At 59.5% G+C, this 19,294-nt stretch carries 17 protein-coding genes; 11 read left to right on the top strand and 6 right to left on the bottom strand.

The features are described 5' to 3' along the window. Positions 1 to 89: 89 nt before the first annotated feature. Positions 90 to 509 (bottom strand): RrF2 family transcriptional regulator, encoded by a 420-nt coding sequence (locus C1719_RS03460; protein ID WP_102373807.1) that lies wholly within the window; start codon positions 507 to 509, stop codon positions 90 to 92. A gap of 313 nt (positions 510 to 822) precedes the next feature. Here C1719_RS03460 and cysK point away from each other — a divergent pair, with 313 nt between their 5' ends. Genes cysK through nifU form a run of 3 tightly spaced genes read left to right on the top strand, consistent with a single transcriptional unit; the run spans position 823 to position 3,445 of the window. After that, positions 823 to 1,743 carry a cysteine synthase A gene (gene cysK / locus C1719_RS03455; RefSeq protein ID WP_102373806.1) on the top strand — a complete coding sequence of 307 codons (921 nt, stop codon included), beginning with the start codon at positions 823 to 825 and terminating at the stop codon, positions 1,741 to 1,743. A 16-nt stretch (positions 1,744 to 1,759) separates the two neighbouring features. Continuing rightward, positions 1,760 to 2,947: a cysteine desulfurase NifS gene (gene nifS / locus C1719_RS03450; RefSeq protein WP_102373805.1), complete on the top strand. Its 1,188-nt coding sequence runs from the start codon at positions 1,760 to 1,762 to the stop codon at positions 2,945 to 2,947. Positions 2,948 to 2,983: 36 nt separating this feature from the next. Further along, complete coding sequence (gene nifU / locus C1719_RS03445) at positions 2,984 to 3,445, top strand: Fe-S cluster assembly scaffold protein NifU (RefSeq protein ID WP_102373804.1); 462 nt, start codon at positions 2,984 to 2,986, stop codon at positions 3,443 to 3,445. Positions 3,446 to 3,570: 125 nt separating this feature from the next. Here the strand turns inward: nifU and C1719_RS03440 are convergent, their stop codons facing one another. Then, complete coding sequence (locus tag C1719_RS03440) at positions 3,571 to 4,026, bottom strand: hypothetical protein (RefSeq protein ID WP_102373803.1); 456 nt, start codon at positions 4,024 to 4,026, stop codon at positions 3,571 to 3,573. A 586-nt stretch (positions 4,027 to 4,612) separates the two neighbouring features. On the opposite strand from C1719_RS03440, the gene C1719_RS03435 reads away from it, so the two are divergent. Then, positions 4,613 to 5,983, top strand: a complete 1,371-nt coding sequence (locus tag C1719_RS03435; RefSeq protein WP_102373802.1) for an MFS transporter — start codon at positions 4,613 to 4,615, stop codon at positions 5,981 to 5,983. Between the two features lie 642 nt (positions 5,984 to 6,625). Further along, entirely contained in the window at positions 6,626 to 8,599 is a 1,974-nt protein-coding gene (locus C1719_RS03430) for an MFS transporter (RefSeq protein WP_245874312.1), read from the top strand. Between the two features lie 126 nt (positions 8,600 to 8,725). On the opposite strand, the gene uvrB is transcribed toward C1719_RS03430, so the two are convergent. The 3 genes from uvrB to mnmA form a co-directional block, all read right to left on the bottom strand. Continuing rightward, the gene (uvrB, locus tag C1719_RS03425) at positions 8,726 to 10,876 is read right to left on the bottom strand and encodes an excinuclease ABC subunit UvrB (protein WP_102373800.1); all 2,151 of its coding nucleotides are present in this window, start codon (positions 10,874 to 10,876) and stop codon (positions 8,726 to 8,728) included. Positions 10,877 to 10,990: 114 nt separating this feature from the next. Continuing rightward, positions 10,991 to 11,590 carry a dephospho-CoA kinase gene (coaE, locus tag C1719_RS03420; RefSeq protein ID WP_102373799.1) on the bottom strand — a complete coding sequence of 200 codons (600 nt, stop codon included), beginning with the start codon at positions 11,588 to 11,590 and terminating at the stop codon, positions 10,991 to 10,993. Between the two features lie 175 nt (positions 11,591 to 11,765). Further along, entirely contained in the window at positions 11,766 to 12,830 is a 1,065-nt protein-coding gene (mnmA, locus tag C1719_RS03415; protein ID WP_102373997.1) for a tRNA 2-thiouridine(34) synthase MnmA, read from the bottom strand. Positions 12,831 to 13,128: 298 nt separating this feature from the next. Between mnmA and C1719_RS03410 the strand changes: the two genes are divergently transcribed. The 6 genes from C1719_RS03410 to C1719_RS03385 all read left to right on the top strand — a co-directional run bounded on the left by C1719_RS03410 (position 13,129) and on the right by C1719_RS03385 (position 18,960). Further along, positions 13,129 to 14,139, top strand: coding sequence for a hypothetical protein (locus tag C1719_RS03410; protein WP_219717781.1), 1,011 nt, complete (start codon positions 13,129 to 13,131; stop codon positions 14,137 to 14,139). Between the two features lie 144 nt (positions 14,140 to 14,283). Continuing rightward, complete coding sequence (locus tag C1719_RS03405) at positions 14,284 to 14,850, top strand: TetR/AcrR family transcriptional regulator (RefSeq protein ID WP_102373797.1); 567 nt, start codon at positions 14,284 to 14,286, stop codon at positions 14,848 to 14,850. 107 nt (positions 14,851 to 14,957) lie between these two features. Continuing rightward, entirely contained in the window at positions 14,958 to 15,587 is a 630-nt protein-coding gene (locus tag C1719_RS03400) for a hypothetical protein (protein ID WP_102373796.1), read from the top strand. A 228-nt stretch (positions 15,588 to 15,815) separates the two neighbouring features. Next, positions 15,816 to 16,835: an alpha/beta hydrolase gene (locus C1719_RS03395; RefSeq protein WP_102373795.1), complete on the top strand. Its 1,020-nt coding sequence runs from the start codon at positions 15,816 to 15,818 to the stop codon at positions 16,833 to 16,835. Beyond that, positions 16,808 to 18,307, top strand: a complete 1,500-nt coding sequence (locus C1719_RS03390) for a phthiocerol/phthiodiolone dimycocerosyl transferase family protein (protein ID WP_245874310.1) — start codon at positions 16,808 to 16,810, stop codon at positions 18,305 to 18,307. Before C1719_RS03395 ends, C1719_RS03390 begins: the two co-directional genes overlap by 28 nt. Further along, entirely contained in the window at positions 18,304 to 18,960 is a 657-nt protein-coding gene (locus C1719_RS03385) for a DUF6320 domain-containing protein (RefSeq protein ID WP_102373794.1), read from the top strand. The genes C1719_RS03390 and C1719_RS03385 overlap by 4 nt, the downstream gene beginning before the upstream one ends. A 168-nt stretch (positions 18,961 to 19,128) precedes the next feature. On the opposite strand, the gene C1719_RS16175 is transcribed toward C1719_RS03385, so the two are convergent. Next, positions 19,129 to 19,263 (bottom strand): VOC family protein, encoded by a 135-nt coding sequence (locus C1719_RS16175; RefSeq protein ID WP_281255967.1) that lies wholly within the window; start codon positions 19,261 to 19,263, stop codon positions 19,129 to 19,131. Positions 19,264 to 19,294: the final 31 nt, after the last annotated feature.

Below are 19,294 nucleotides of genomic sequence, written 5' to 3'. Positions count from 1 at the left end.
GGTTGCCTCCCACGCTGCCCTCCGACAGCCTCTACCAACCAGTTTCCGAACGGATGTTTCACGTGAAACATCCGTTCGCTTTTGCAGCCTTACGCCACGCACCCCGGCTTCTTCACCAGATCGCCAAGCGTCACGCCGTCGACGTAATTCTCGATCGTCTTATCGAGACCTTCCCAAAACGCGATCGTGTTGCATTCGCTCCGTCGCGGGCAAACGCCGAAATCATCTTCAAGGCAAGCAACCGGCGCGCAGCTGCCCTCGGCGGCGCGCAGCACATCGCCCGCCGTCATCTCGTCGGAAGATCGCGTAAGGACGTACCCCCCGCGGGCGCCCCTCGTGCTTTTCAGCAATCCGGCGCGCACGAGGCTACCGGCGAGCTGTTCGAGGTATTTGATGGAAATGCCCTGACGTTCAGCCACTTCGCGCAGCGGCACACGGGCATCCTCACCCTGTTCGGCGATGTCGATCATCAAGCGAAGGGCATAGCGCCCTTTGGTCGAAATCATCATTGCGAACCTCCATTGTTCGATCCCGAATCAAGCAGCTGCATACCGAGCGGCCACCTGCCCCGCTCGTGCATGAACGAGAACGGAGCCAACGCAAGCAGAATGATGCCATTGTAACCGCCTTGGGAACCCCATCGACCGCAAAGAGCGCATACGGCGCGATTTGCCGACCAAATCCATATTCCATACTTATTTACTATGTTTTTCGACCATTCGGCAACGCCGCTTGACTTTTTCCTCTATCGGAGTATCTTATTCCTAGTATATTACTAGGATTTTGTGACGAGAGAATCGGATACGACGAGGAGCAGCAACCATGTACGCACGAAACATCGACAAACTGATCGGCAACACCCCCCTGCTCGACATTTCCGGCATAGCGGGAAGCGGTTCGGGCGCGCGGATACTCGGGAAATACGAAGCCGCGAACCCCGGCGGCAGCATAAAGGACCGCATTGCGAAAGCCATGCTCGACGATGCCGAGGCCTCGGGCCTTATCGGACCCGGCAGCCGCATCATCGAACCGACAAGCGGCAACACGGGCATCGGCCTTGCCATGCTGGCAGCGGCTCGGGGCTACAGTCTTACGCTCGTCATGCCCGAGACGATGAGCATCGAGCGCAGAAAGCTTTTGGCGGTCTACGGCGCCGATCTCGTATTGACCGAGGGCGCGAAAGGCATGTCCGGAGCCATCGCCAAAGCCGAAGAGCTCCTTGCCGACGATCCGAAGGCATTCATGCCCCGGCAGTTCGAAAACCCCGCCAACCCGCGCATTCACTTCGAAACGACGGGACCCGAAATCTGGCGCGATGCCGAAGAAAAGGTCGACGCGCTGGTTGCCGGGGTCGGAACGGGCGGCACCATTTCGGGAGCGGGCGCTTACCTCAAAAGTAAGAATCCGAACATCCTGATCACAGCCGTGGAACCCGACGAATCCCCCGTTCTTTCAGGCGGCACGGCGGGCCCGCACAAAATCCAGGGGATCGGGGCCGGCTTCGTACCCGATACGCTCGATACGTCCGTGTACGACGAAATCGTGCGCATCCCCACCGCCGAAGCGTTCGAGGTCCAAGCCGAACTCGCGAAGAAGCTCGGCGTACTTGTCGGCATCTCATCGGGTGCGGCGGTTGCCGCAGCGCGAAAGCTGGCGGGGCGCTCCGGATTTGAAAACAAAACCATCGTAGTCGTACTTCCCGATACGGGGGAACGATACCTTTCCATGTTCAACCCCGAATAGCACAAGGAGCACCGCAATGAAACAGATCTACCTCGATAACGCAGCTACAACGCGCATGCGCCCCGAAGCACTCGAAGCGATGATGCCCCACCTCTCCGAAGCGTACGGGAACGCAAGCTCCATCTACCCCTTAGGCGAAGAAGCCGCATCCGCGCTTGCCGAAGCGCGCCGCACCGTCGCGCAAGCCATCAACGCGCAGGACCGCGAAGTGCTCTTCACTTCCGGCGGCAGCGAATCGGATAACTGGGCGCTCATCGCCACGGCCGAAGCCTACGAATCGAAGGGACGCCATATCGTCACGAGCGCGATCGAGCACCACGCGATCCTCCATACCGCCGAATACCTTGAAAAACGCGGATTTGAAATAACCTATCTTCCCGTCGATGAAGACGGCAGGGTCTCCCCCACCGATCTCGAGGCAGCCATGCGCCCCGATACGATTCTCGTGTCGATCATGTTTGCCAACAACGAGATCGGAACCATCGAGCCCATCGCCGAACTCGCGAAGGTCGCCCACGACCACGGCGCGCTTTTCCATACCGATGCCGTGCAGGCGTTTGGACACATTCCGATCGACGTCAAGGAGATGGGCATCGATCTGCTCTCTGCCTCGGCCCATAAGGTATACGGACCGAAGGGCACGGGGTTGCTCTACATCAGGAAAGGCGTCAAGACCAAGGCGTTCATCCACGGCGGACGGCAGGAACGGGGGCTTCGCGCCGGCACGGAAAACGTCGCCGGCATCGTCGGCTTCGCGAGCGCAACCGAGCTTGCGCTCGCCGAGCAGGAGGAGGAAGCCGCCCGCCTTGCCAAACTGCGCGATTACGCCATCGGCCGCATCGAGCGCGAGATTCCGTACAGCCGTCTGAACGGTCACCGGACCGAACGGCTGCCCAACAACGTGAACTTCTCGTTCGAATTCATCGAAGGGGAGGGAATGCTGCTCCAACTGGCGTTCAAAGGCATCAGCGCCTCAAGCGGGTCGGCATGCACCTCGGGTTCGCTCGATCCGAGCCACGTGCTTCTGGCGATCGGGCTGCCCCATGAGATCGCCCACGGGTCGCTGCGCCTGACGCTCGGACGCGAGACGACGCGAGACGACATCGATTTCGCCATCGACTCCCTCAAGGGAACAATCGACAACCTCCGCGCCATGAGCCCGTTATACGAAGACTTCCTCAAAGCGCATAAGCAGGCGAGTTAGAACGGCACAAGACGACCACCAAGAAAGGAGCCTCTCATGGCTTTTGCATACAGCGAAAAGGTAATGGACCACTTCACCAACCCCCGCAACGTCGGAGAAATAGAGAATTGCAGCGGCTGCGGCACCGTCGGCAACGCCCAATGCGGCGATATCATGCGCGTCTATCTCGATATCGACGAGGATAGCCGCATCAGAGACGTCAAGTTCAAAACTTTCGGCTGCGGAGCCGCCATCGCCACCTCTTCGATGGCCACCGAACTCGTAAAGGGCAAGACGATCCAGGAAGCGCTCGAGGTTACGAACAAGGCCGTCATGGAAGCGCTCGACGGCCTGCCACCCGTCAAAGTGCACTGCTCGCTTCTCGCCGAAGAGGCGATACATGCGGCGCTCTGGGATTACGCCGAGCGCAAAGGCATCGTGATCGAAGGACTCGAGAAACCCAAAACCGATATCCATGAGCACGAGTCGGAGCACGAGCGCGAACTCGAGCTCGCCTGAAGAGCGCGACCGAGAGATCGATCATTCCAGCCAAGGCGGTTTCGATAGATAGAACGAACCAGCGCGTCGCCTCGTGGCATCGAGGCGACGCGCTGGCATGCCGGCACGCAATTCCAGACCCGGCGCTACATGCTCCGCTGTATCCTTGCTATCCATATCAAATATGCGACGAATGCGACAACTTCGACGCCTATCAACACAAGCATGCCGACAAGCGTAATCTGATCAAACGAGTACAACCCCAAAGCGACGATTGGGATGAGGATCGAAAAAAGCTCGAAGGCCCTTGTCGAAGCGAGCGCGCCGATGGTCTTGTTGCGCTCGTCGCCCTGACTGACAAGCTCCTGCGGCGTCGGCTTATGCAGCAACGCCGCTATTCCGCATACCAGAAGCGCCGCTGCGCACCCGGCAAAACCCCAAACGGCTTTGGCTACCGTTGGAACGGCATCGGCCAATCCCCCCACGTTGAAGCCAAGCGCAAGCGCGATGAGGAGGCAGGCAACACCGATCGAAAGGGTAACGGCCCCTGTCCTCTTATTGGCCTTCCGCACCTGCCCTCCGCTGGATTTTCCTTCGTTCATCAGAACCCCTTCCGAACACCGCGCTCGCATCCTTTGCGATAATGTAAAGCTTACTTTCCATTCAGTATACGTCGCTTTTTAGAAGATGTAAAGCTTACTTTCCATTCTTTTACCGAGCATTTCTTGGCGATTCTCGGTTTCGTTCGGACTTTGTCATGGTAAACTCGATACTCATTTCACATTTCGGCTGCAGCGACCAACTGGTCGACGCCAAAACCAAGCGGATCGAGGAGATTATGGCAGGGATTCATCACATGTTTCGTTAACCCCCTGGGTTTCATGAGACTTGTCTGCGCAATCGCACACGCTTCGTCGTGCGGATGCGAATCGCCTGTGCCGTTCCACGCTTATCGCACCGTCTGCTCCCCGCTCGCCTCACCGGCTTACGCGCTTTCAGTGCATATCTCGGTCGACCGCCGCCCGATCAGCGCAGTTGCTTCGTATCCGCACCCGATAGTTGCGCAAAATTCCAACCGGAATAGCTGGCAAACAAGCTTCCGCAACCCCACACTCAATTGAAACGTGCTACCGGAAACCGCCGGGAAGCATACCGCCCGACACCATCAAGAACAAGGAGTTTCATCATATGACGGAATCGACAACCATACTCAGCGCTGCGGGACAACCGCTCCCGAAACGCTGGCTCGTGATCATCGCGACCATATGGGCCGGCCAGGCCGTGTCGATGATAACGAGCTACGCGGCCGGATACGCCGCCGTGTGGTACATCACCGAAACCACCGGCAGCGCGCTCATGCTTGCCGCGGCGACCATTTGCGCCTACCTGCCCCAGGGGCTGCTATCCCCCTTCGGAGGAGTCATAGCCGATAAGTACAACCGGAAAATCGTCATGATAGTCGCCGATATGAGCGTCGGCGTCGTCTCCCTCATCCTCGGCATCTTCATTCTGCTGGGCAAGGCATCGTTTGCGCTCATCATCGTCATGATCATCGTGCGCAGCATCGGACAGGCCTTCCACGGTCCCGCCATGATGGCCGCAATGCCCCTGCTTGTGCCCGAGAAGCACCTGCTGCGCATCAACACGCTCGACCAGCTGCTCATGAGTCTGGCGAGCATCGGCGCACCTGCGTTCGGCATCTTCCTTTATACCGCAATCGGCTTCTACTCGGTCATGTTCCTCGATTTTCTGGGAGCATGCGTTGCCGTAGCCGGCCTTGCGCTTGCGAAGATCCCGACCATCCACGACGAAACGACCGACAACCAACACGTATTGGCCAATATGAAAGATGGCTGGATGGCGCTTTCGGCAAACCGCGGCCTGATGATCCTCATCGTGGGCATCACAATCGGCATGATGGCCTTCGCGCCCCTCGGCGCCGTATTCCCGCTCATGACGTACAGCCACTTCGGAGGCGACGGCTATGCGGCCTCCATCGTCGAAGCGGCTTTCGGCATCGGCATGGTGGTCGGATCGATCATCCTCATGGTTTGGGGCGGAGGCAAGCGTCTCGCGGGGCTCATGGCGGTCGCCGCCATCATCGTAGGTGCGGCAACGGCGGCCTGCGGCCTGCTTTCACCGAACATGTACTGGGTCTTCGTGGCGCTATGCGCCGTGATGGCCGTCGGATGCGGCTGGTTCAACGGTCCGCTCATCACGCTCGTCCAAAAAAACGTGCCACCCGAGAAAAACGGGCGCGCGCTCGGATTCACCACGGCGGCCATCGGACTCGCTTCGCCCATCGGCGTCGCCATCGGCGGCGTGACGGCCGAAGCCATCGGCATCGCACCGTTTTTCTTGGTCGACGGCATCCTGTGCTTGGCGCTTGGGCTCTTGATCTATCTGCCGAAAAGCGTGCGCGCCCTCGATAGGACGACTGCAGCGGGCGGACTCGGCACTTCGAACAACCCGCCAACGGAGGCTTCGGCCCTACAGGCTTCGGAACAGGCCGCCGAGGCGGCCGAACAGCCCGCAGCACTTCCCGTTGAGCAGCGTTAGCGGCTTTCCCCGACAGAACAACCTCGGCAAACACGCCGACAAGGCACCTTCCAACCGGCAACGCCCATCGCTTTCGAGCATGGGCGTTGCTTTTGCTGCGCGTTGCACCTGCAACCTTATCGGGTGATGCAATCGCCCTGCGCTCGGACTCACGATCGCTCTGTTTTGGCGACGCCGCATCAAAGCTCGCCGAAAACAGCATGGAGGGCTGCGGTACCTCGGAACGCGACTCCGCGTTCCAAATATCCTCAAACTGGGCACAAAATTGGACCTGTGGCAAAATGTAATATACTAATAATTTGAAATAGGCAATTCACATTTTTCACCACCAGGCATTTTAGTGATAATTATTCCAAAAACAATAGAGTAATAAATTGGAAAATTGCCACAGGTCCAATTTTGTGCCAGGTTCTCGACTTCAGGGAACACAACACAAAGGCGATGCTCCACGAAATGCGCGACCCGCAACGAGCCAACCCGCGACGGCCCGCTTTGCCAGAATCCCACAACCCCTGTTCAAATCTCCACAAAATAACGCTTACGAAGGGCATGGGCTCTCCGCTAGAATAAGCGCTCGCTCAAGCTCGATGCGAGAGGCGTTACTCTCGAATTCCGTCGAGCCACAGAAAGGATCATGCTCAATTGAATAAGAAAAACCAGCTGCCTATGCTGGCAGTGCTCTACGGCGCAGCATTCGTCGCCGCCTTCAACGAAAACATCGTCAACGTAGCACTCGTCGATATCATCGCCGCGTTCTCGGTTGATCCGGGGCTCGCGCAGTGGCTCGTTACCGGCTACATGATAGTGACGGCCATCGTCGTCGCCTGCATGGCGTATCTATCCCGACGCTTCACGCTTCGCACGCTGTTCTTCATCGGGTCAGCGTTCCTCGTAGCCGGCTCGGCGGCGTGCCTTGTTGCTCCCACTTTCCCCCTGCTTCTCGCATTCCGTCTGCTCCAGGCCGTAGGAACCGGCATCTTCATTCCCCTGATGATGACTTCGGTGCTCGCAGTGGCGCCCAAGCAGCGGCTCGGCACCTACCTTTCCATCGGAAGCTGCTGCATCACGCTCGGCCCCGCCTTCGCGCCCGTCGTTTCGGGCCTGATGGTAACGTATTTGGGCTGGCGATCGGTCTTTCTGCTGCCCACCGTTGCCATCGCCGTCATCGCAATCGTCGGCATCTTCGCCGTGAAGAACATCCTCGAAACCAAACGGGCCGCCCTCGATGCGCCCTCGGTTGCCCTTGCCGCCATCGGTTTGACCGCCTTCGTCTACGGGCTCTCGTCGTTCACATCCGATATCGTCGTCGGCTTTGCCGGCCTCATCGTCGGCGTGGCGATTATTGCGGCGTTCGCGCTGCGGCAGAAAAAGCTCGACGATCCGCTGATCGACCTCTCTCCCCTCGCAAATCCCCGATTCGCCCTCGCATGCCCGCTTGTGATCGTGGCCATGATGACCACGTTCTCTATGAGCGTGCTGCTGCCGCTTTACTACCAGGGATCGCTCGAGGCTTCGGCGCTTGTGGCCGGGCTGCTCATCCTCGTACCCGTGCTCGTCAACTCCGCTACCGCCATCTTCGGGGGACGCATCATGGACAGGATCGGCGCATGGCCGCTCTTGCCCATCGGGTTCGGCATAATCGCCATCGGGCAAATCGGAATCGCATTCGTCTCGATGGAGGCGGCGCTCGTGCCCGTGCTCGCCGGTTCGGTGCTTGTATACGCGGGCGTGGGGCTCATCTTCTCCCCTTCCCAAACGGCTGGGCTCGCCAGTCTCGATCGCAGCCAGAACGGCAACGGCGTAACGATCATGAACCTGTTCATCCAGATCGCAGCTTGCGTCGGGCCCGCCCTGTTCGTCGGCATCTTCTCGACGCGCGTCGGTGCCGAAACCCAAGCGGGAACGGCGCCAGCCCTCGCTCAAGCAGCAGGATTCTCGAGCGCGGTGTTCGCGGCGGCCGTTTGCGCGGTGATAGGATTCTTGGTCTCGGTGTACTACGCGCGCAAAGGCGCACTTGAATCCTCCGGAGGAAACCAAACCGCTCCCGCCCCCGTCCAAAACGCATCTATCCTCTCGCTTATCGGGAAAGCCGATGCCTACCGGGTGAGCAGCTCGGCCACCGTGCTCGAAGCCGTCGACACCCTGGTGAAAACCCAAACAGGCGGCATCCCCGTCGTCGACCCCCGCAACGAAGTCGTCGGTTTCATCACCGATGGAGACATCATGCGCTACCTCGCTGGAGGCGAACGCAAGGCGATGGACCCGCTCTACGCCTACATGTCGATCGCCGAACGGGGCGAGCTTGCCCAGCGCGTGCCGAAGCTCCTTTCGACAAACGTCATGGAGCTCGCAACGAAAAAGGTCATCTGCATCGAGAAGGACGCCTCGGTGGAAAACGTCTGCCTTGCACTTTCGGACCCGCGCATTAAGAAGCTACCCGTCGTTGCCGACGGGAAGCTCGCTGGCACGGTAAGCCGCTCCGATCTCGTGCGGTATCTCCTTTCCGAATTCGCGGAGCTGCCGAAGCGGGTCGCTTTCGACGATGCCCGTGCAATGCGCGCCCAAGCAAGCGGATCGAACCGCGAAAAAGCAGCCTCGCTTTCCGAGACCGCCTAGCCTCCAGCGTGCGCGTCTTACTGGCGAGCACGCTTGGCGCCAACTACCCGGCAGCCCACACCAAGCGGCTGCCGGGTTCTCGTTTCGCCTGTTCAACCGGTCGGCCCGCTGCGCCGATCTGCGGCCCTACGCCCGTTGGCTCGAGCCATAGGCGGCATGCTTGCGATTGCCGAACGCACTGCCCTTGCGGGCGTCCTTCTTGAGCCGCTTGAGCACATCGTCCTCAGTCGCCCCCTCGACCTGGGCGCGCAGTTTGACCACCTGGTCGCGCAGACGAGCCGCTTCTTCGAAATCCATGTTCTTGGACGCCGACGCCATGTCGTCTTCCATCGAAGAGATGATGCGCAGCACCTCTTCGCGCGAAAGAGCTGCGAGCTCAAGGTTCACTTGCTCGGCCGTAGTATTGCCAACCTCGTCCTTCACGTAGCTCATGATATCGTTGATGGCCTTGCGGATGGTCTGCGGTTCGATGCCGTGATCCTCGTTGTACTGCATCTGGATTTCACGACGGCGGCGGGTCTCGTCAATGGCGAGCCGCATCGAATCGGTGATTTTGTCGGCATACATGATCACCTGCCCCGAAACGTTGCGGGCCGCGCGGCCGATCGTCTGGATGAGCGAGCGATGGTTGCGCAAGAACCCTTCCTTATCGGCATCGAGGATCGCCACGAGCGAAACCTCGGGCAAATCGAGGCCCTCGCGCAGCAGGTTGATGCCCACGAGCACGTCGAATTCGCCGCGGCGCAGATCGCGCAGGATCTCGACGCGTTCGAGCGTAGCAATGTCGGAATGCATGTAGCGCGCCTTCACACCCTGATCAAGCAGATGGTCGGTCAGGTCTTCGGCCATCTTCTTCGTGAGCGTGGTGATGAGCACGCGCTCGTTGCGAGCAGCGCGCTCCTTCGCCTCGTCGATGATGTCGTCGATCTGCGAAGCCGAGGTGCGCACGATGATCTCGGGATCGAGAAGCCCCGTCGGCCGAATGATCTGCTCGACCTTGTCCTGCGATACCTTCTCCTCGTAATCGCCGGGAGTCGCCGATACGTAGATGAACTGCGGAACGCGGTCCTCGAACTCGTCGAAGCGCAGCGGGCGGTTGTCCAGACAGCTGGGCAGACGAAAACCGTGCTCGGCAAGCGTGATCTTGCGGCTGCGGTCACCCTCGTGCATGCCTCGGATCTGCGGTACCGTTACATGGCTTTCATCGATGATGCAGAGGAAATCCTTCGGAAAGTAATCGATGAGCGTATAGGGAGGCTCACCCGGTTCGCGGCCATCCATATGGCGCGAATAATTCTCGATGCCCGAGCAGAACCCCATCGTTTCGAGCATCTCGAGATCGTAGTTGACGCGCATTTCGAGACGCTGGGCTTCGAGCAGTTTGCCCTCTTCCTTGAACTGCTGCAAGCGATCGCGCAGCTCTTCGCCGATGGTTTTCAGAGCCTTGTCCATTTTCGGCCGCGCCGTCACGTAGTGCGAGGCGGGCCACAGCGGCAGAGCCTCGAAATCGTTCAGCACTTCGCCGGTCACGTTATCGACTTCGGCGATGCGTTCGATCTCATCACCCCAAAACTCGATGCGGATGGGGTTATCGGCATACGGGGGGAACACGTCGAGGTTGTCACCGCGCACGCGAAAGGTTCCGCGCTTGAGCTCGTAGTCGTTGCGGTCGTACTGGATGTCGATGAGATCATGGATGACCGTATCGCGATCCATCTCCTTGTCTTTATCGACGAATACCGCCATCCCCGCGTAATCCATCGGAGAGCCGATGCCGTAAATGCACGAAACCGAAGCGACGACGATGCAATCGCGCCGCGAAAGCAGCGCCGAGGTTGCGGCGTGGCGCAGCTTCTCAACCTCTTCGTTGATGGAGGCGTCTTTTTCGATGAACGTATCGCTCGAGGGCACGTACGCCTCGGGCTGGTAGTAATCGTAGTAGCTGACGAAGTAGACGACCGAGTTATCGGGGAAGAACTCCTTCAATTCGGATGCAAGCTGCGCCGCAAGCGTCTTGTTCGGCGCCATGACGAGCGTGGGCTTCTGCGTTTTCTCGATGACCTTCGCCATCGTGAAGGTCTTGCCCGACCCCGTCACGCCCAGAAGCGTCTGGTAGCGCATGCCGCTTTCGACGTTGCTCGCAAGCCGCTCGATCGCCTGCGGCTGATCGCCTGCGGGCTCGAAAGGCGAAACCGCCCGAAACGGGGTTGACGCGAGGCGAACCTCCTGGGGCTTGCCCGCCATTTCCATTCCCTCTATATTCGAAAGATGAGCCATCGCTTCTCCTTTCTCATGTCGGTTGTCCGTTTCGGACGAATAAATGCATAAGAGGATAAGCGTAGCACAAGCTACGAGTAGTGAACAGATGTTCGTGAAAATTGTACCGAACCGTTAGTTTTCGCCCTTGAAGCCGTTCCACCATTCGACCACCTGGCACTTCAGCTCATCGGGGGTCGAATCGTTATGGAACACCACATCGGCGGCGTCGATGCGCTCGGCGTCGGTGATCTGCCGGGCGATGCGGCGCCTCACGTCGTCCTCATCCCAACCCGCAGCCACCGCACGCGCAATGCGCACGTCGAGCGGAGCGAGCACCGCAATGATGCAATCCGCTTTCGCGGCCAAAGAGACATCCTTGTTTCTGAATGCCGAGTACTCGATGACCACCGCTTCGCTTCCGCTCTTTTCGAGCTCGTCAACGCGATCGGCGAACGTCTCTTCGATGCGCGGCATCGTGATGCTGTTAAGCAGGCTCGTATGCACCTCGTCCACGAAGGCCTTAGCCGCAAGAGCCGGGCGGTTAACCTCTCCCGTTTCATCGAGAATGCCGTCGCCGAACGCCTCGACCAGATCGGCTTTTACGTAATCGCGCGTCAGAACCTCATGGCCGACTTCGTCGAGATCGATGGAAGGCAATCCTTGCTCCGCGAGCGCTTGGGTCGCCATCGACTTTCCGGCTCCCATACCACCGATGATGAAAACCTTTTTCATGCCTTGCGACCTCCTTGTATTCCGACCTGCATCATATCGCGCATCATAGCACAGCAGCCCCGAACAGATAAAGGCGTTCCACGGCGTCGCCGAACCGTTTCGTCGGCGACGCCGCAGCGCAGGCGGATTTCATCCGCCTCGAGAATCCGCATCGGCGACATGCGACTGCAAAAAGCTACACCTCTTCGATCATGCCGCCTCCGAGCACGGTTTCTCCCATGTAGAAGACCGCATGCTGCCCCGGCGCCGTTGTCGGCTGCGGGCTGACAAGGCGCACGTCGACCGATCCGTCGTCGCAAGGCCCCACCGTGCAGGCAACCCGTGTGCTCCGGTAGCGGAGCTTCACCATGCACTCGAGCGGCTCGGCCAGCACCTCGAACGCCTGCCAGTTGGGGCTTGCAATCTTCGCATAGCTGATGAGCGCCTCGTCTTTGAAACCCACGACAAGCTCGTTTTGCTTGAAGCGCTTCCCTATCACGTAATACGGCTCGGGCGCCGCGATGCCTATCCCCTTGCGCTGACCGATGGTGTAGCGGAACAAACCGGCATGACGGCCAAGGACGTTCCCCGTCGCATCGACGATCTTGCCCGGCTCGTCGTTGACGCCGCGCTCTTCGAGAAACGTCAGGTGATCGCCCTCGATAAAGCAAATATCCTGGCTTTCGGGCTTATCGGCGACAGGCAGCGCAAGATCGGATGCGAGAAGACGAACATCCGCCTTCGTCGCGCCGCCCAAAGGAAGCACGAGACGCGAAAGCTGCTCCTGCGTCAACTGCGAAAGCATGTAGCTTTGATCTTTAGCGGCGTCGAGCGCGGTTTTGACAACGAAACGACCGGTTTCATCAAGGCGTGCGATGCGCGCGTAATGCCCCGTGGCCGCTTTCGCGCATCCAAGCCCGTCGGCCGCAGCCAGCAACTGCGGGATCTTGCACCGGGCATTGCATGAAACGCATGGACTCGGCGTGAGCCCGTGTGCGTAATCGTCTACGAACGAACCGATGACCTCGCGCTCGAACGCCGCCGAGCATTCCCAAACCGCATGCTCGATGCCGAGGATGCGGCAAACGTCTGCGGCATCGGCCGCCGCATCGCGAGATTTATCGTCATCGGTGAACAGGCAGGTGACTCCGACGACCTCGTATCCTGCGCGCATGAGCACAGCGGCCGAAACGGCGCTGTCAACTCCCCCGCTCATGCCGAGCGCAACGCGCTTCGCAATCCCGTCATCCGCACTGTCCATAACCACCCTGCCTTCCCGGCTCATCGGCCCGTCGATCCGCACCGCGCACGCGGCAAGTCGCCCCCATGCCCGCATCGCCCTGATCCTTTCCGCGTCGCGCGCACCTACGACCACGCCGATCCGAAGCCAGCGTGCGAACAGTAAGTATACCCCGTCATAGCGCAGCGCGGCCCGATGCAGAGCCGATCGCCAATCGTTTTTCCGTATCATCATATATTTATTTTTATAGCCTATTGTATCTTAGGTAACATTTGTCTACAATATAGACATCAGGAACAGACCGATCATGGGAGGCACCATGGGTACCGTATCCTCGCTTGCCAAAGCATGCCTGGCGCGTTCGACGAAACTCAGCTCGATCCGGCCTCTTCGCTTCTCAAGCGAGCGAGGTTCGTACTTCGACTACGCAGAAGCATCCAACCTGGGAATGTACATCCATGTCCCCGCAGCAGATGCATGCGAAGAGCACGGCATCCTCGCGCAGCCGCAGCCTGGCGCGGCAACCGGCAACGCGGCCGTCGTCCACGCAGTCGTCGGCGCCGTCGATGCGGCAGGCGCCGCTCCTTGGAGAACCGCCATCGGCGCATCCGCCGAACGCGATCGCAAAACAATCACCACGCTGTTCATCAAAGGAAACACCTCCCTTCTCGACGAACAGGCGATCGCCTCGATCATGCAGGCGGTCCGCAGGCGGTTTGCCGTTACGCATGGCGTGGGGTTCGAACTCGCCGCGGCGGATGTCACGGTCGAGAGGCTCCGCATGCTGCGCGAAGCGGGAATCGCGCACCTTTCCATTGCGGCAGATCCCCCTCCTTGCAACACGAGATCTGCCGCAAAGCCCGCCGTAGAAAACCTCGTTCCGCTCGCCGCGCTCAAAGAAGCCGCTTTCGAAACCGTATCGCTCGCCTTCGCGTTCGCGCAGCCCGGCCAGACATCCCAACAGCTGCAATGCAGCGTCGACATCGCGTTCTCAAGCGGGGTGAACCATATCGCCATCAGGCCATTCAACAGCCGGGAGGCAAAGCGGATCGAAAGGAAGAGCAAGGTCGAAACGGCGCCTATCGTAGAGTTCGGATGCGCCGCAACCACGCTCATGGGTGCCAAGTTCCGCATAAACGCTTACTCGATAGCCGAATACGGCAGGCGGCTCGAAGCAGGCAGGCTCCCAGCGGCGACCACCCTCAAAATCGTCGAGCGGGAGCGGATGCTCAGATACCTGCTTTGGGCTGCACACGGCGAAGCGCGCCTCCTCGTTTCCCAGACGCGGCTGCTTCGCGGAATCGGGCGCCCGCACAAAACGAAACGATAGACCCGAAAGCAATGGAAGAGCCCGATCGCAAACCGATTTTTTTGAAAACGCCACGCTTCTCGAATCCGCATATGCGCTTATAATGGAAGGCGATCGAGCGGCTTGACGACCCGATCGCTGCAATCGGTACGGCAAGGAGATCCGATGTACATCGAACCGAAAGACTCGCGACGGCGCTACACCAAGCAATGCCTCTTCGATTCGTTTCTCCAAGCCCTCGAGATCAAGCCCGTTTCGGAGATCACCGTAAGCGAGATCTGCGATCAGGCGGGCATCTCGCGAAAAACGTTCTACAAGTACTACTCCGATCAGTTCGCACTCCTCCTCGCCATGCAAGACGATCTGTTCGCCGGGTTCGAACGCTACGTCGAACAGCTTCCCCCCAACGTGTTCGACATGGCGCCGGCGCTTGTCTCGTTCGCTTCGGATCATCGCGTGATCATCCGAAGCGCGTTCGAAAACCGAGGGGACGGCAATTTCATCGATCGGGTAATCGCCTATCTCTACCATGCCTACCACGACGATTGGGAGCGCGCGAACCCGCATATGTCCAAACAGGACGTGACGTTTTTGTTTCACTACGTGGTCTCGGGGCTGGTCGGCATCATTCGGCTTTGGCTGTTCGAAGAGCCGGATCTCACCGCAGACGAGGTGGCGAAGAAGGCCGACTATCTCATGCGACTATCCACCCCAACAGACGAACAGGGGTGAAACGCTTACGTGCAAAATCTGTGCGCAAGCGATAAAGCCAGGTTGATACGCCGCCCAATCGCATCCCAGCTTCGGGCGCGCAACAATCCGCAAAGACGGGAGAGCGTATGGAAACAACGAGTTTTGCCGATGCGAAGGCGGTTGCCCTCAAGGTGCTGCACGCACCCGAGCTCTCCGGGAAAGCGTTTCTCGAAGGAGGAATAGCCCCGTGGATCGTCTCGGGCAACGATTCGGGACGCTGCCACGACGACGTCGACTTCTCAGCCCATGCCCACGATATGCCTGCGGTGCGCGCATGGCTGAAGGAGCAAGGGCTCTACGATGCCGCACTCGATTCCCTCGAGCTGGACTGCAACTCCGAAAAAACCGACTTCGGCGTCCACGCGATCATCGACGGCGTCATGGTCAGTTTCGCGCCGTTTCGAATCGAGGGCGGAAAGCTCGCTCAGAGAAACGCGGTCCACGCCTCGTTCGCCGGATACGATGCGCTGTTCCTGGCCACGATCGAAGGGCTTGACGAGGCCGATTTCGTCGAGATGCGCGAACTGCCCGATCACTCTATCGTCGGCATGTCCACGATAGAGGCCGTGCGCGCCTCGAAAGTCGCAACCGAACGGGAGAAGGACCGGGCCGATATCGCCGAGATCGACCGAATCGGCTACGACGCCGACCGATACGAGCGCGTGGCAGCCGCATTCGCCACCATGGAGGTCACCTGCCCCGCGCACGGCGAGTAGCACCGCCCAAAGCCGACCGTCCGAGGCGGCGTGCCGCCCACTCGCCCGGCCGCGCGGGCGAGCGGCACGAGCGGCCGACGTGAAGTTATCGTAAGGGCACCGTCATCCGCTCGAGCGGTTCCCTGTGCTACGATACAATCGAAAGACGGCGCAGATGCCTGCGCGGCGCGGTACGTTGGATCCCGAGGATCGATACCTCTTCCGCCTTCTCGAAAGGACGGCACGACCATGCCCATCAACAAGGCGGTTCTCGCCGCTTTCAAGGCTGCCTCGCGGATCAAGCCCGATATCAGGAAATCCTACGAAGCGCAGCGTGTGGCCGAAGATGTCATCGGCAAGCTCACCCTGCCCGATCCCCGTTGCCGCATCGACGAGGCAACCGCCACCATGGCGGACGGCTTTGAGGTTCCGCTGCGCGTATTCACTCCGCTCGACATCGATTTCTCGCTCGGCTCGGGACTCAAGGTAACCGAAGACTCGCGCGGCACGATCCTGTTCTTCCATGGCGGAGGCTGGGTCAACGGAAGCGTCGATTTCTACATCGACGCCTGCACGACCACGGCGCTCAAACTCGAACGGCGCGTGGTGTCGGTCGACTACCGCCGCGCTCCCGAGCATCGGTTTCCCCAAGCGCCCGAAGATTGCTACGAAGTAGCCAGGCAGCTCCACGCGGGCACGTTGCTTGCCGATGCCGATGCTCACAACATCGTGCTGTTCGGCGACAGCGCGGGCGGAAACCTCGCCGCTGCGGTATCGCTCATGGCGCGCGATCGCGGCGAATTCATGCCGCGCACGCAGATGCTGCTCTACCCCGCAACCTACAACGACCACAACCCCGCGACGTCGTGGTTCGATTCCGTACGGGAAAACGGCGAGGACTACCTGCTCACTTCTCAGGATATAGTCGGATACATGGAGCTCTACCGATCTTCTCCCGACGATTTGCACAACCCCTACTTCGCGCCGCTTCTTGAGCCCGATCTCTCCGCGCAGCCCCGCACGCTCGTGATCACGGCCGAATACTGTCCGCTGCGCGATGAGGGAGAAGCGTTCGCAGGACGGTTGGATCTGGAAGGCAGCGACGTTGCGTGCTACCGTGTACTCGATGCGGTTCACGGGTATCTGCTGTACCCTTCCGTGTTCAGATTCGTCAAGGACACGTATCGTATAATCAAGCATTTCTTGGATGGCGAAGAGCTCGCCGAGGGAGATGAACAGGCTTGGCTCGGAATACTTGGTACCGATTAGACAACGTCGGAAAGTTCTACTCGTCGCAGGCGGGCAGTTCGAACCAGACGGTATTCCGCTATTCGGCGACGATTGCAGATGACATCGACCCCGAAGCGCTGCAGCGCGCTCTCGAAAAGACGGTCGCGGTATTCCCGAATTTCAACGTATGCTTGCGCAGCGGCATGTTCTGGCACTATCTGGAACAGGCAAGCGAGCCTCCCTCCGCAGGCCCCGAGAATCTGCCGATCTGCTTCGGCCTGCATGTCAACGCAAAAAGCGTGCTGTTCCGCGTCAGCTACTATCGGGAACGCATCAACTTCGAGGTGTCCCACATGGTGTCCGACGGGCGCGGCTCCCTGAACTTCTTCAAGGCGCTTATCTATGCGTACGTGCAGGAACGATACGGCATACAGGGCGTTGCCCTCGAATACGACGGTTCGGACAGCCAGAAGTCGGAGAATAGCTTCGATAAGTACTACGAGCGCAATAAGGCCGCCGCAACCCATGCGCCCAAAGTGTACCGCCTCACAGGCTGGCGCGACGAAGCGGATCCGACGTACATGGAGTACCACGCCTCGGCAGCCAAGATGCTCGAGCTTGCCCGCTCGTACGGCGTGAGCATGACCTCGCTGCTCATCGCCGTGATCATGCGTTCCATCCGCATGGAGATGCCGCGCCGCGATCGAAGCCGGGCCATTCGCATCGACATCCCCGTCGACCTGCGCCAGTTCTTCGAATCGACGACAGTCAAGAACTTCTTCGGACTCGCCTTCGTTTCCTATGCTCCCGGCGAAAACGACGAATCGGTCGAAAGCATCGCCCAAGCCATACACGCCCAGCTCAAAGAAGCCACTCAAGCCGAGCAGCTTAAATCTCGCATGAACCGCATGATAGCGCTGGAGAAAAACCCGCTTTTGCGCCTGGCCCCGCTGTTCGTGAAGGACATCATCCTCGCCATCGCAAACCGCCTGGCTGCACGGGATACCACGACGACCGTTTCCAATCTCGGCCAAATCCGCATCGACGAAAGGCTTGCCCCCTACATCCGCGACGTCAACATACTCACGTCCACCGTCGGGCTTAATTTCACGCTCTGCTCCTTCGGCGACGATCTGAGCATCGGCATTTCCACGGTCTATTCGAACCTCGATGTCGTCAAGAACTTCATCCGGTACTTCTCGGACCAAGGAATACCGGGCCGCGTCAACATCAACAAAACGAGCGAGGAGGTTGCCGAGGATCGGCTCGAAGTCAAGTTCGAAACATCGGTCAAACGTCTCGGCGGCCAAGCCCCCGCTCGCAACGATGTCGAAGACGGCTCCCAAACGGCGCCTTTAAGCGAAGACGCCGAGGCATCGCATGGGAAAAAGAGCGGCAAAGAGGGCGGTGCGCGAAGAACGAGGCGGAACAAGGCCGACGGCGCCCGCGCGATGAAGCGCAGCCAGGAACCTAAGGTTTCCGGACGAAGGAAGAACGGGGGCCGTCTGTGAAGCGATGCGATAAATGCGCTGTTGATTTTAGCGGCGACCTCGACGTATGCCCCCTGTGCCAGACGGAGCTCACGGGAAAAGCCGAGCCTTCGGTATACCCGCGCAACGAAATCAAGAAGTCGGGGGTCATCGCGCTCAAGGTTCTGGCATTCGCCACCGGCGCCTGCCTTTTGCTCATGGTGTTTTTCGGCAACCTGTTTTCGCTGCCGGGAGATATCGTGCTCTCCGTTTGCATAGCGCTTCTGGCAAACTATCTGTTCGTACGAAACATACTCATGCATACGACCGACTTTCTGCGCATGGTCGTCCGCTACTTCCTCGTTCTGCTCGCCATCGCCGCCGTATGGTTCCTCGTAACGCGCAACCTCGCCGTAACGACGTTCGTCATCCCTGGCATATGCTTGGTTGCCCTCGTGTTCGACACGGTTCTCCTCGCCGTATTCCGAGGGACGTTCGTCTCGGGATACGCAAAATACCTGCTTTTCGACGTGCTGCTCGGGCTGGCTCCGCTCGCGCTCGTTGCGCTCGGCCTCACAACGTGGAACGTACTCGCCAACATCAGCGCCCTGACCGCGAGCGTGTTTCTTCTCGGGTTGCTCGTGTTCACGCGAAAGCAGCTCGTCGATGAAATACGCAAGCTGTTTTCAGCCTGATGCGCTTGCTTCGACATGGGCGTATAATCGCAAAACCGCATCCTGCTCGCGAAAATGGCGATAGCGCCCTAAAGTTGGCATATTGGTCGCTTTCCGGGGGAAATTGAAGATCGTTCGAGAAGGAAAGCGCCCGCCGAAAAACGACGGGCGCCAGGATAACGGGTTCGGCTACTCCGCGTAGTCGCGAATGACGGCTTCGATGTTGTTGCCCTCGAGATCGCACACGAACGCCGCATAGTAGCCGGGATGGCAATCGCGTGGGCTCGGAGCCCCATGATCGGTGCCACCCGCGGCTTTTGTCAAAGCAGGTCGCGAGCGCCGGTACGCCATGCGA

The sequence above is a fragment of the Raoultibacter massiliensis genome (assembly GCF_900199545.1).
Taxonomy (GTDB): Bacteria; Actinomycetota; Coriobacteriia; order Coriobacteriales; family Eggerthellaceae; genus Raoultibacter; species Raoultibacter massiliensis.
The sequence above is the reverse complement of the archived record's forward strand: the minus strand, read 5'-3'. Positions and strand labels throughout refer to the sequence as shown.